The sequence below is a fragment of the Agrobacterium sp. CG674 genome (genome assembly GCF_053521645.1).
Genome location: NZ_JBNWDZ010000001.1, coordinates 826,460 through 838,721, shown reverse-complemented (window position 1 = coordinate 838,721; position 12,262 = coordinate 826,460). Strand labels below are relative to the sequence as shown.

12 protein-coding genes are annotated in these 12,262 nt (G+C 60.6%); 2 read left to right on the top strand and 10 right to left on the bottom strand.

What is annotated here, in order from left to right; genetic code table 11:
• Positions 1-23 precede the first annotated feature (23 nt).
• From ACQZ51_RS04055 to ACQZ51_RS04020, 8 genes are all read right to left on the bottom strand, one after another.
• On the bottom strand, positions 24-1,199 hold the full coding sequence (locus ACQZ51_RS04055; RefSeq protein ID WP_448775353.1) for a phage major capsid protein: 1,176 nt from the start codon (positions 1,197-1,199) through the stop codon (positions 24-26).
• A gap of 41 nt (positions 1,200-1,240) precedes the next feature.
• Positions 1,241-1,813 carry an HK97 family phage prohead protease gene (locus ACQZ51_RS04050; protein ID WP_448775352.1) on the bottom strand — a complete coding sequence of 191 codons (573 nt, stop codon included), beginning with the start codon at positions 1,811-1,813 and terminating at the stop codon, positions 1,241-1,243.
• A gap of 38 nt (positions 1,814-1,851) precedes the next feature.
• Positions 1,852-2,172 (bottom strand): DUF6107 family protein, encoded by a 321-nt coding sequence (locus ACQZ51_RS04045; RefSeq protein ID WP_448775350.1) that lies wholly within the window; start codon positions 2,170-2,172, stop codon positions 1,852-1,854.
• 354 nt (positions 2,173-2,526) lie between these two features.
• The gene (locus tag ACQZ51_RS04040) at positions 2,527-3,690 is read right to left on the bottom strand and encodes a phage portal protein (protein ID WP_448775349.1); all 1,164 of its coding nucleotides are present in this window, start codon (positions 3,688-3,690) and stop codon (positions 2,527-2,529) included.
• 50 nt (positions 3,691-3,740) lie between these two features.
• Positions 3,741-4,049, bottom strand: coding sequence for a Dabb family protein (locus tag ACQZ51_RS04035; RefSeq protein WP_448775348.1), 309 nt, complete (start codon positions 4,047-4,049; stop codon positions 3,741-3,743).
• Positions 4,050-4,089: 40 nt separating this feature from the next.
• Positions 4,090-4,728, bottom strand: coding sequence for a hypothetical protein (locus ACQZ51_RS04030; protein WP_448775775.1), 639 nt, complete (start codon positions 4,726-4,728; stop codon positions 4,090-4,092).
• Between the two features lie 405 nt (positions 4,729-5,133).
• Positions 5,134-6,393, bottom strand: a complete 1,260-nt coding sequence (locus ACQZ51_RS04025; protein WP_448775773.1) for a DNA-packaging protein — start codon at positions 6,391-6,393, stop codon at positions 5,134-5,136.
• A 73-nt stretch (positions 6,394-6,466) separates the two neighbouring features.
• Positions 6,467-7,000: a hypothetical protein gene (locus ACQZ51_RS04020; protein ID WP_448775347.1), complete on the bottom strand. Its 534-nt coding sequence runs from the start codon at positions 6,998-7,000 to the stop codon at positions 6,467-6,469.
• A 245-nt stretch (positions 7,001-7,245) separates the two neighbouring features.
• On the opposite strand from ACQZ51_RS04020, the gene ACQZ51_RS04015 reads away from it, so the two are divergent.
• Positions 7,246-8,883, top strand: coding sequence for an alpha/beta hydrolase (locus ACQZ51_RS04015; RefSeq protein WP_448775346.1), 1,638 nt, complete (start codon positions 7,246-7,248; stop codon positions 8,881-8,883).
• Positions 8,884-8,892: 9 nt separating this feature from the next.
• Here the strand turns inward: ACQZ51_RS04015 and ACQZ51_RS04010 are convergent, their stop codons facing one another.
• A complete protein-coding gene (locus ACQZ51_RS04010) occupies positions 8,893-9,324 on the bottom strand; it encodes an Lrp/AsnC family transcriptional regulator (RefSeq protein WP_448775344.1) in 432 nt (143 codons plus the stop codon).
• 121 nt (positions 9,325-9,445) lie between these two features.
• On the opposite strand from ACQZ51_RS04010, the gene ACQZ51_RS04005 reads away from it, so the two are divergent.
• Entirely contained in the window at positions 9,446-10,546 is a 1,101-nt protein-coding gene (locus ACQZ51_RS04005) for a saccharopine dehydrogenase NADP-binding domain-containing protein (protein ID WP_448775342.1), read from the top strand.
• 213 nt (positions 10,547-10,759) lie between these two features.
• On the opposite strand, the gene ACQZ51_RS04000 is transcribed toward ACQZ51_RS04005, so the two are convergent.
• Entirely contained in the window at positions 10,760-12,226 is a 1,467-nt protein-coding gene (locus ACQZ51_RS04000; RefSeq protein ID WP_448775771.1) for a protein adenylyltransferase SelO, read from the bottom strand.
• Between the last annotated feature and the right edge of the window lie 36 nt (positions 12,227-12,262).

The following is a 12,262-nucleotide window of genomic DNA, read 5'->3' as shown; positions in this document are numbered from 1 at the left end:
AGTAGTGTAAATTGCACTAACAGTTAAGGCTTGGCCGAATAGGGGTCGCGAAGAATGCGGATGCCGGTGCGGTCCACGACAAGATATCCGGCACGGAAATCACCAAACGCAATACCCATGCTGTTGGCCGCCACATCCGGCATGTCCTCGGCTTCCGCCACCGGAAAGCCCATCAGCGCGGCGGGCTGCCCCGCAGAGGCTGGCGGCTGCCAAAGGTAGTTGCCGGTCGTATCCTTGAAGCGGCGCAGGGCAGACTGCGTCTTGCGGTTCATCAGGAAGGTGCCGTTCTGGCGATGCCCCGCCTTCAGCGAGTAGACCGTATCAACAAGCACATCCAGCGGCCCGGTAGAGGCAAAGGCACCCGCCGCACCGGTTGCGAGATAGCCGACCTTGCCCCAGGCATAGGAGGCGTTGGCAACCGTCTCATAGGCCAGCAGACCCTTCGGCTTGTTCACGCCATCGCCGGAAATAAAGGCCGTGCCTTCCTGCTCGGCAAAGGCCACATCCACTTCGGCGGCAATCCACGCCTCAATGTCCACGGCGGAATCGTCCAGCAGCCCCTGCGTCGCCGCCGGCATGGCGTAAAGCTCCATGGTCGGGAAGGCCATTTCCGCGAGCTGTGGCGTGTTGGTCTGCGGGCGCGCTGCGGTCTCGGCCACCCAGCCGGTGGAAAGACCCGCCAGCGCAAAGGGCTTTTTCAGAACAGCACCGGAAACCTGCCGCACCGTGGCCAGCGCACGCATCGGCGAAACCACCGCCATGCGCTTGCCAATCTCGCTGTCGGTTTCAGTCGGCAGCAAAAATCCGCCATCGGCACCCGCATTGCCCGCAAAGGCCTTGGCCTCCAGCTCGCGCAACGCACCCTCGTCACCCCGGCGAATATAGGCCTCGAAGGCCGACTTGTGCTCCTGCGTTTGAGCCGATGCCGCACCACGCGCACCCAGCGCAGGCCGCGCCTTCTTCAGCGAAAGCTCGTCCATAGCCTGCTTGTTATCGTCAAGCGCCTTGTCGATGCGGTCAAGCTTTTCGCGGGTCAGCACGTCGCTGGTCATCTTGCGCTCGATATCACCAAGCCGCTGGTCATTGGTTTCGCGGAACGCCTCGAAGGCTTCCATGAAATCATCGAAGGCCGCCGTCATCGTTTCCGGCACGGCCTTGGTCTGCGGTGCCACTGCCTGCAAGCAAGTCTGTTCTGTCATAGGGTCTTCCTCTGTTGTGATGGATGGGATTGAAGCGCGCCTCAACGCCGGAAGCTGCTATCGGCGAGGGTCTTGGCGGCACGGCGCATGCTGCGCACAAGCTCGGTTTCCCGGTCGCGGAAAAACCGCGCCTGCTTGACGTTGGAAACCCGGGCGGATGGCAGCATGGGAAAGGTCACGACGGAAATTTCCCAGAGATCGGCTTCCAGAATGCGGCGAATGCCACCACGCGCAACCTTTCCCGCCCGCACCGTCTGGAAGCCGATGGAAAGCCCGTCCAGCGCGCCTGTTTTCATCAGCGAATGAACCTCTTTGGCTCTGGCCACATCAGGCGCCAGCACGCCCTCGACGAACAGGCCGCGCTCGTCTTCACGAATGGTGTGCCACGCGCCGATGGGCTGGTTGGGGTCGTGCTGGTACAGCATCCGAATGCCGGGTGCCCCGCGCTCCTCGATGGAGCGGCGGAAAGCCCCCGGCTCGATCACGTCGCGGCCCAGATCCACCTCGCCAAACACGCTGGCATAGCCGGAAAACGTGCCGTCAAAGGCAATACCGCGCAGCTCCAGATTGGCAAATTTGCGCGTAGCGGGCCGTGGCCCGCGATAAGCGTGCATGAAAATCTCCTGCGATTTTGGGAAATGTTAAAGTCGGGTCAGGGCTTGGGGCGGGCCGCGTAACGCTCGGCCACGCGCACCATCACGCCCAGCCCCCACCAGGCGCAGAGGCTTGCTGCGGCAGACCCGGTCAGCATCACCTCCTGGCTCGAAAGCCCATCGGCAATATCCAGCCGCTGCACGATCCACAGTCCCGCTGGCCCACCAAAAATCATGCCGCAGGCCAGCCCGGTCAGAAACCGACTCGCTGCCTCATGGTGCGTCTGCGGCAACAGATAGATCAGCGAAACCCCGGCACCCGCAACGGCCCCGGTAAAACGAGCAGCCCAGATGCTGCTCTCATTGGCAAATTCAGACATGAGAAACCATTCCGGGTTAGAGTAAGGGGAAGGTGTGCACCGGTTGCCCAGCACCGGGTTTGCGTGTGTCACGATTTTGTTGAGTCTTCGGAATCACTTGGCGGCATAGCCTCACAAAGAGATTCCAGGCTTTGAGAAACTGGTTGAAGAGTGCCGCCGGGTTATCTCTCCCCCTGTGGGAGAGAAAGCGATTTCAATGTCTTAGCCGCAGGCTAAGCGTTAGAAATCGCAATTGAGGGGTGCTCCCTCGGCGCAAGCGGCAAACCCCTCACCTGAAAAATCTATGACTTAGCTTGCAGCTAAGATCATGATTTTTCTTCCTCTCCCACAGGGGGAGAGGTAGGCTCCAGCCCCTCAATACCCCACCGCCTCGCGCTTCTCGTCATCGCTCAAAAATGCAGCCGCCCCCACCCGCGTCCACAGCGCATCGCGCTCAATGGAAAGTCCGGCGATCCGGTCCAGATCCGGCTCCAGTCGCACCGCGCCCTCAAACAGGGGTGCCAGCCAGCCGGAAAGCCCCGCCGCCGTGCGGTTGATCAGCGGCAGCACCGTCAGCCGGTAGAAGGCCCGGTTCGCCTCCTGATAATTCGCATAGGTATTGTCGCCGGGAATACCCAGCAGCATGGGCGGCACGCCCAGCGAAAGCGCGATGTCACGCGCCGCACCATTCTTGGCCTCCATGAAATCCATGTCGCGGGGCGAAAGGCCCATGCTTTTCCAGTCCAGCCCACCTTCCAAGAGCAGCGGACGCCCCGCATTCACCGCCCCGGCATAGCCCTCCTCCAGCTCCCGCTTCAGCCGCTCATACTGGTCGGTGGTCAGGTTGCCGCCCTCCTTAGGCTGGTAGACCAGCGCGCCGGACGGACGGGCGGAATTGTCCAGTAGCCGCTTGTTCCACACGCTGGCTGCGTTGTGCAGATCCAGCGCTGCACCCGCCGCCGCCAGCGGCGAGAAGCCGCAATGGTCGTCCAGCGGGTTGAACAGCTTCAGGTGCAAAAGCCCCATCCCATCCCGGTCGGCGGCAATTCTGCGTGCAGCGCGCCCCTCGGCACGGTAATCGAAAGCCGCTGGCCAACCATCAACCCCTTCAATGATGCTGACACGATCAGGCCGGAGCAAATGCAGCTCCCGCAACCGCTCGCCCACCATCACAGGCTCGATATAGGCATTGCCGGACAACAGCAGATGGCCGTAGAGCGCCTCGAAAAAATCCGGCCCGCTCATCTGCCCGTTGGGTCGTGCCAAAAGGCGCAGCAGCGCATGCTCGCCAATTTCGCGGTCGCCCTCATAGAGCAACCAGTTGATGGAAGCCGCAGCCTCCGCCACCATGCGGGCGGCGCGGTGCGCCACCGGGTTGCGCATGAAACCCTCACGAGACAGCGCCTGATAACCGCGCCCGGACCAATGCGCCCGGCCCGTTTCGCCTGATAGCACCAGAAAACCGCCAGCCGCCTTTTCTTCGCGCACAACTACGCGCTCCGCCGGGCGCCGCCACGGCAGATGACCAAAAAATCGCATGGATCCTGTCCTTTATGGAAAAATCTGGCGCAAGCCCGGTGGCTTACCCCTTAGCCAATCGGCGTCTTCACCGCACGGTCGCTGTCGAAATCAGCCGCCACCCGCGTGTCGCGCAGCGGCTTCACCGTCTCGGTGGAAAGCTGGTAGGCCGGGTCGGCCTTGTAGGCTGCCAGCGCCGCCTCGTCTTCAAACTCGCCATAGACGATGAAATCGACCTGATTGCCCCACTGGTCCTTCTTCACATTCTCGCCAATCTCCAGCTTCAGCGCATGGGAAATCGCGGTCAGGCCGGAAAGCCCCTTGCGCACCGCATCGCGGTTGGCTTCGGGCACGGTGAAAAAAACAATGTGGCGGATCATGAAAGCACCTATGACGCAAATCTGTGGGTAGAAATCGCTATCACCCCACCGCCGCAGGTTCAATCCGGCTGGCTGTCAGGGCGGCACCGAAGCTTTTCCCATATCCGGCGATCAGATCCGCGCGGTCACGCCCGTTGATGATGGCTCTCGCACCCACCCAGTCCTCGCTCTGCGCATTGAAATATTGCGAAAGCCGCCTGCCGGTGAAACTCCCGCGCAGCATTCCGTCCACCAGGATCGTGGTGGCAACGTCAGGCTCCATCGCACGATCAGGGTTGGCCACAAGATCGATCCCGGTCACAGCCGACATCGCCACGTAATTCGGCTTGTGCGTCAGTTGCACCAGCCCGCGCCCCAGCCAGCTCTTTCCCTCGGCATCGCGCCGCCAATAGGGTGTCGTCACCTGCCCCAACCGCCCGGCAGCATAGGCCCGGTCTAAAATGATGATAGCCGCATCATCGCTTGCGGCCAATGTCTCGCGCACCGGCTGCATCGTCGCCGCTGTTTCGTGAAACGCCGTCGCCAGCATATAGGCCAGGTGCCGCGCATCGCCATCGGGTGCAATTCTCTCAAATTCATCCAGCACCAGCTCAGTGCCCTGCACTTGGCCCCCACTCAACTTTCCCGAGAATGGCGCATTGCGAACCGCTGCAAAGAAACGCTGTCTATCAAACACCATCATGACCCTTCTTGAACTTTGTCAGTTTAAACCACAGGTTTTATTCGATCAATCCACACACGTTAAATCGATTTAAAAAAATCCTAATCGATTTTATTTTCTGCGAACCGATTTAAGGGAAAAATTTACCTTGAGTTCGGGAACAACTGGCCCCCTACTCTGTTTCACACCGCGCAATGAATGCGCCGCACCCGTGAGGAGGAATGCCATGACATCGACGATCTCCCAGACCACCTATGACCGTCTTGAAAACGAGTGGCGTCAGATGCGCGAAGTATCCGCGCAGACCAAACCTTCGCAGGCTCCAAAGAAGTAAGTTGGCAGAGGGGCGCAGTGTGCCCCTCTTTGAAGCATGCCCGCAATCGGCAGTTTAAGCCGAAGCCGCGCAAACCCGTTACACCCTTCTCACATTCCCCGCACCCTCGGCTCTGCCATGGTTTCCATCGCCAGCGCCGTCAGCGCCCATACCAGCGCATCCAGCCGGTCTGGAGAGCGGCCGGAGGATAGTCCCCCCGGCCCGAAATCCGTCATCTGGTCCTCCAGCTTGTCAAACCGCCCCGCATGGCGCACCCGCCCCTGCTCGTAAAGTGCCGCAATCGGCTCTGCCCGGGTAAACTTGCCCCGGCTTGCCCGCACCATCGTCACTGGCAGGGTGGCGTCGATGCTTTTCAGCATGGCGCTCACCATCTCGCCGCCCTGGTTCACCTCGGCCACCACGCGGTCGGCCTCATGGCGGTGGTGGGCGGCCACCACGGCCTTTGCCCAACCGGCAGGCGTCGCGCCCTCAACGGAGCAATCCGCCAGCACCCACAGCCGCCCGTCAATGCCCAATCCCGCCACCACAATGCCGCAGCAGGAGCCCTCGCCGCTTCCCGCTGGCGGGTCCACCGCCAACACGATGCGCATGAGAGCGTCAGGCTTTTCATCGAAAATGGCCTCAATATCAGCCCGCTTCCACAGCGCATCGTCGCGCTGCGCAATCAGCTCGCCATCCAGCTCCTGCCGCCCCAGTCGCGTGCCGCCATAGCGTTTCATCATGGCCTCGATGAAGCCGGGAGACAGGTTGTCGGCATTGTCGTGGGTGCGCATTCGCACCACACGGCTGGCCGGGTCCGCCATCAGCGTCTTCAGCAGCGGTATCGGCCTTGGCGTCGTCGTAATCAGTTGCTGCGGGTACTCGCCAAGCCGCAGTCCAAATTGCAGCATGTCCCAGGTTTCCTGCGCGTATCGCCACTTCGCCAACTCATCGGCCCAGGCAAAGTGGAACTGCGGTCCACGCAGGCTTTCCGGGTCTTCGGATGAAAATATCTGCGCCATTGCCCCGTTCGGCCAAACCAGCCTGCGGCGAGACGCCTCGAAATCCGGTCGTTTCCTCCGCGCAATCCGGCATATGCCGGACACACCATCAATCATCACCTCGCGGGCATCCCCCAGCGTTTCCGCCACCAGCGCAATGCGCAGGTCGGAACGGTCTCCGGCGGACGCAATCCGGTGAACCCATTCGGCCCCGGCCCGCGTCTTGCCGGAACCGCGCCCGCCAATCAGCAGCCAGTTTCGCCAATCGCCTGGCGGCGGTTGCTGCGCATCATTGCCCACAAACCGCCAGTCGCGGTTGAAGCGAGCGGCAAATTGTTTCTGATGTCTGAGTGCCAAAAGCGCTTCCATCCGGTCTCGCATGCCCTCATGGCGGCCAATCCCATCACCCTCATCAAGGGCGATACCGCTGGACCGCGCCGCTTCATTTTCCGCCTTCATGCGGGTTTTCGTCCGGCGAAAGACCGGCAGCGACAAGTCTTGCCCGCATTTTTTGCTCGACGAGCTCATCGATCCGCCTCTGGAAGAAGGCCACGGCCTCCTCATAATCCTGATTATCCGCCTCGCTCTCGGCCACTGTCTCGCGGTCTCGGGCCAGTTGCCGTTGCAGCGTGTCGATCTTTTCCAGCGTGCGGACGATCAGCGAAATCGCATCGGTCGCAGCCTTCACATCGGCCCGCGCCAGCTTGCCCGCCGCATCATCAGCCACACCCTCAAGTGCGGCCCCCGCCCCTTCGCGCAACTCACGAAAGAACCGAAACTGCTCACGCATTTCCTGCGTCATCTCGTTCAGCAGCCGCCAAACCTCATCCGGCCCGTCAATGGTGCCGTCTGTGGTGGAAGCTGCCGCATCGATAGCAACAGATTTCGTTTCCAGTGCCACAGCGTCAGCGCCATAAACACACGTCTTCGGCCACTCGCCGTAAAGCGAGAGGTCGCAATCATCTGTCATTGTCATGGGTTGCCCTTGTCGTCTGTGAAAGGAACGACACAAAGCCGAAATAGAATAGATCCGGAGCCAACACCGTGGCTCATCCGCACTTTTCCGACTGTGCCATAAACCTATCAAACGACCGTCACGCCGTCAAGGATTATTTTCCTATTGTTTTCAAAATTATCTCTTCCACCCACTGCGGGGCCATATTACAATCAGCTCAACATTTGGAAGGACGCAGAATTTTGAGATGGATCAGGCATCTGGCCATGCCCCTTTCGAGCACGGGCATCGTTTTCGGCACCGTGTTGCTGTGCGTGTCGCTCACGCCATCGCTGCTTCCGCGCACTTATGTCATGCAAGGCGTCCTCAGCGGCTTTTCCTTCGGCATCGGTTATCTCATCGGCATCCTTCTCAAAGATGTCGCCATCTATCTCGGCCTGCCGCAACCCTCGCGGCACAATAAGCGCGGCGTGCTTTTCGTCGTCTCGCTGGCCGCCATCGTCGCGGCGGCAGGCTTTCTGTGGCAGTCGGCCACATGGCAAAATTCCATCCGCGTGTTGATGGAGCTGGAGCCGCTGGATAGCGCCCACCGCTTCAGAACGGGTGCCATAGCGGTCATCATCGCCGCACTTCTGCTCGGTTTCGGTCGCCTCTTCCAAATCATCAGGCGCATGTTTTCCCAGCGCAGCCGCCGGTTTTTGCCGCATCGCCTTGCCAATGTCGTGGGCATCGCCGCCGCCGCCATCATCGCCTTCTTTCTCCTCAACGGCCTCATCTTGGATATCGGCTTGCGCTTTGCCGATAGCTCGCTCAAGCAGGTTGATAGCCTCATCGAGCCGGATGTGCCGCGCCCTTCAAACCCCTTGAAAACCGGCAGCGCCGCGTCCCTCATGACGTGGGAATCGCTCGGTCGTCGCGGTCGCGAATTCGTGGCCACCGGCCCGCAAAGCACTGACATTTCCGCCTTCACCGGCCGCCCCGCCATGGAGCCGATCCGCGTCTATGCCGGGCTGAATGCGGGAGCCACCCCTGCGGAGCGCGCCGCCTTGGCACTTGAGGAATTAAAGCGTACCGGCGGTTTTGCGCGGGAAACGCTCGTCATCGTAGCCCCCACCGGCACCGGCTGGATAGACCCGGAAGCCATTGATACGCTTGAATATTTGCACAATGGCAATGTCGCCACCGTCGCCGTGCAATATTCCTATCTCTCCAGCTGGATCGCCCTTCTCACAGAGCCCGATTACGGCGTGGAAACCGCCCGTGCATCGTTTGAGGCCATATATGGCTACTGGACGACGCTGCCCAAGGAAACACGCCCGAAGCTCTATCTGCACGGCCTCAGCCTCGGCGCTCTCAACAGCCAGAAATCATCCGATCTCTACGATGTTCTGGCAGATCCATTCCAGGGCGCATTGTGGAGCGGCCCGCCCTTTTCCAGCCCCACATGGCGCATGGCCACATCAGGCCGCGTTGCGGGCACTCCCTATTGGCTACCGAAATTCCGCGATTCCTCGGTCATCCGTTTCGCGGATCAATATAGCAGCGCCCACATGCCGGATGCGCAATGGGGGCCGATGCGCATCGTCTATCTGCAATATGCCAGCGACCCCATCACCTTCTTCGAAACCTCGGCCTTCTACCGCCGCCCGCAATGGATGGCCCAGCCGCGCGGACGCGATATCTCCTCATCCTTCCGCTGGTTTCCCGTCGTCACCGGCCTGCAACTTCTCCTCGACGTCGCAGCCGCCACCACCGCCCCCATCGGCTACGGCCACGTCTACGCACCGGAACACTACATCGACGCCTGGCTCGAAGTCACCCAGCCTGAGGGCTGGACACCCGAAACCACCCAGCGCCTGAAAATGTTCTTCAAGGCCAGACGGGGCAGCACGGACCCGGCATGAGGCACACTCTCACCGCGAAATGCGCGTCGAGAGGATCACCGAAGACAGCGTCCTCTCCACGCCATCCAGCGCACCAATATGGTCCAGAAGCCGGTCGAGATCGGCGATGGAGGGTGCGGCTAGGATGGCAATCAGGTCAAACGTGCCGCTCACCGAATGCAGCGTCGTCACTTCCTTGATGGCCGCCAGTGCCGCCGTCACGCCTGCCAAGGCTTTGGGCGCTATGGTGATCAGCACATGCGCCCGCACCAGCCCTGAAAGATAGCTTTCGGAGAGCTTGATGCCGTAGCCCGCAATCACGCCGTCGGCTTCCAGCCGCTCTATGCGCGCCTGCACCGTCGTTCGGGAAAGGCCCAGCTTGCGCGCCAGTTCGGCCACCGGCATCCGCGCATTGTCCGATAGCAGAGAAAGCAGCGTCCGGTCCTTGTCACTTATCGGCATTCTGCATATTCCCCTTGGCGATATGCGTAAATATGGCAGGAGTTTCGTACAAAGTGAAGCTACGAATCCTTCCGAAAAAGCGGCATCCTGTTACCTCAATATTTCAGTCTGAGGGGACATCATGAAACACATCGTCATCATCGGCGCAGGCAATATCGGCTCTGCCATCGCATGGATGCTGGCCGTCACGGGCGATTACCGGGTCACGGTCGCAGATCGCTCGGTCGATCAGCTTGCCAATGTTCCCGGCCATGAGCGCATCGATACCGAAGTGGTCGATATTACCGATCACCTCGGCCTTCAGGCGCTGTTGAAAGACAAGTTCGCGGTGCTGTCTGCCGCGCCCTTCCACCTCACAGCTGGCATTGCCGAAGCCGCCGTTGCCGTCGGCGCGCACTATCTCGACCTGACCGAAGACGTGGAATCCACCCGCAAGGTCAAGAAGCTGGCCGAAACATCCGAATGCGCGCTCATCCCGCAATGCGGCCTCGCCCCCGGCTTTATCTCCATCGTCGCCGCCGATCTTGCGGCCCGTTTCGATAAGCTGGATAGCGTGCGCATGCGCGTCGGCGCGCTTCCGCAATATCCGTCCAACGCCTTGAATTATAACCTCACCTGGAGCACGGACGGCCTGATCAACGAATATATCGAGCCCTGCGAAGCCATCGTCGAGGGACGCCTTACCGCCGTTCCGGCCCTTGAGGAACGCGAGGAATTCTCGCTTGACGGTATGACCTATGAGGCCTTCAACACCTCAGGCGGCCTTGGCACTCTGGCGTCCACGCTGGAAGGCAAGGTGCGTACCATGAATTACCGCACCATCCGTTATCCCGGCCACGTTTCCATCATGAAGGCGCTGCTCAACGACCTCAACCTGCGCAACCGACGCGATGTTCTGAAGGACCTCTTTGAAAACGCGCTGCCCGCCACCATGCAGGATGTCGTCATCGTCTTCGTCACCGTCTGCGGCACCAAGGGCGGCCGCTTCATGCAGGAAACCTGCGCCCACAAGGTCTATTCCGGCCCCGTTTCCGGCCGCATGATGAGCGCCATCCAGATCACCACCGCCGCAGGCATCACCACGGTTCTGGACCTCTTAGCGCAGAACAAACTGCCGCAAAAAGGCTTTGTGAAACAGGAAGATATCGGCTTGGCCGATTTCCTCGCCAACCGCTTCGGGCAGTATTATGCGCCGCGTGAGGGGCTGGCGAAGGTTGGATGAGGCCGAAAGGCTTGCTCTGTTACCTCTCCCCTTGTGGGAGAGGAAGAAAAATCATGACCTTAGCTGAAAGCTAAGTCATAGATTTTTCAGGTGAGGGGTTTGCCGCTTGCGCCGACAAACAACCCCTCACTTGCGATTCCTAACACTTAGCCTATGGCTAAGACGTTGAAATCGCTTTCTCTCCCACAAGGGGAGAGATAAAGAGCCCCACCATCACGTCCCGCAAAACGTCCGAAACACCCGCTCATGCCCCATCGGCGCCTGGGTATAAACCGCAAACTCCGGCAGATCCTCATAGGGCCGCTGGATCGCCTTCAGCATGGCGTGGAACGGCTCGAGATCACCATCTTCCACCGCCGCTGCAATCAGTTCCTCAATGCGGTGGTTGCGGGGAATGCGCGCCGGGTTGACTGCCCGCATGGCCTTTGCGCGGTCGCTCTCGGTTGCGCTTTCGCGCCATGCCCGCTGCCGCCAGCGTGCCAGCCATTCGTCGGCACCATCAAGATCGGTAAAGGCGCCGCGAAACGCCTCCGGGCTGCCATCTGCCGCATCGCAAAGACGCCGGAATGTCAGCGTAAAATCCACCTCGTTGCGCTGCATCAGTGCCAGCAAGTCCTGCACCAATTGCTCGTCAGCGTCGTCTGCGGTCGAAAGCCCAAGCTTATCTCGCATGCCGGAAAGCCAGCGTTTCGGGAAATCCGTGGCAAATTCCGCCAGAACACCATTGGCCAGTTCCACTGCCTTCTCGGCATCCTCATCCAAGAGCGGCAACAGGCACTCCGCCAGCCGCGCCATATTCCACTGGGCAATGCCAGGCTGGCTGTTATAGGCGTAGCGCCCATTCGCATCGATGGAGGAAAACACCTTGTTAGGATTATATTCATCCATGAAGGCACAAGGCCCGAAATCGATCGTCTCACCCGAGATCGCCACATTGTCGGTGTTCATCACGCCATGGATGAACCCCACCATCAACCATCGGCACACCAGTGCACGCTGGCGCTCGGCAATGGCCTGAAGCATCGAAAAGTAAGGCCTCTCCGCGCCCTTCACATGCGGGTAATGCCGGTCGATCACGTAATCGGCCAGCACCTTGATGGCCTCATTATCTTCCCGCGCAGCAAAGAACTGGAACGTGCCGACGCGGATATGGCTCGCCGCCACGCGCGTGACCACGCCACCGGGCAGACCCGTTTCCCGCTGCACCCGCTCACCCGTCGCCACCGCCGCCAGTGCCCTCGTGGCGGGAATGCCCAGCGCGTGCATGGCTTCAGACACGATATATTCCCGCAGCACCGGCCCAAGCACCGCACGCCCATCGCCGCGCCGTGAAAACTTCGTTGGTCCGGCACCCTTCAGCTGAATATCCCGGCGTTTGCCCGTTATATCAATCACTTCGCCCAGCAAAATCGCCCGCCCGTCACCAAGCTGTGGCACGAAATTGCCGAACTGGTGGCCCGCATAGGCCATGGCCAGCGGCTCTGCCCCCTGCGGCACGGCATTGCCGGAAAAAATCGCAGCCAACCGCGCATCATCCACGCCCTCAACCTCAAGCCCAAGCCCAAGCTCCGATGCCAAGGGGTGGTTGAATGCAAGCAGCAAGGGTGCTGCAACCGGCGTGGGCAAGGCAGCGGCGGTAAAACGCTCTGGAAGGCGCGCATAGGAATTGTCGAACTGGATCACGGGTTTTCTCCCTGTTTGCCCCTATATGGGATC

Coding starts and splice junctions, on each gene's coding strand:
- ACQZ51_RS04055 (WP_448775353.1), bottom strand. CDS start 1,199: ATGACAGAACAGACTTGCTTGCAGGCAGTGGCACCGCAGACCAAGGCC.
- ACQZ51_RS04050 (WP_448775352.1), bottom strand. CDS start 1,813: ATGCACGCTTATCGCGGGCCACGGCCCGCTACGCGCAAATTTGCCAAT.
- ACQZ51_RS04045 (WP_448775350.1), bottom strand. CDS start 2,172: ATGTCTGAATTTGCCAATGAGAGCAGCATCTGGGCTGCTCGTTTTACC.
- ACQZ51_RS04040 (WP_448775349.1), bottom strand. CDS start 3,690: ATGCGATTTTTTGGTCATCTGCCGTGGCGGCGCCCGGCGGAGCGCGTA.
- ACQZ51_RS04035 (WP_448775348.1), bottom strand. CDS start 4,049: ATGATCCGCCACATTGTTTTTTTCACCGTGCCCGAAGCCAACCGCGAT.
- ACQZ51_RS04030 (WP_448775775.1), bottom strand. CDS start 4,728: ATGGTGTTTGATAGACAGCGTTTCTTTGCAGCGGTTCGCAATGCGCCA.
- ACQZ51_RS04025 (WP_448775773.1), bottom strand. CDS start 6,393: ATGGAAGCGCTTTTGGCACTCAGACATCAGAAACAATTTGCCGCTCGC.
- ACQZ51_RS04020 (WP_448775347.1), bottom strand. CDS start 7,000: ATGACAATGACAGATGATTGCGACCTCTCGCTTTACGGCGAGTGGCCG.
- ACQZ51_RS04015 (WP_448775346.1), top strand. CDS start 7,246: ATGCCCCTTTCGAGCACGGGCATCGTTTTCGGCACCGTGTTGCTGTGC.
- ACQZ51_RS04010 (WP_448775344.1), bottom strand. CDS start 9,324: ATGCCGATAAGTGACAAGGACCGGACGCTGCTTTCTCTGCTATCGGAC.
- ACQZ51_RS04005 (WP_448775342.1), top strand. CDS start 9,446: ATGAAACACATCGTCATCATCGGCGCAGGCAATATCGGCTCTGCCATC.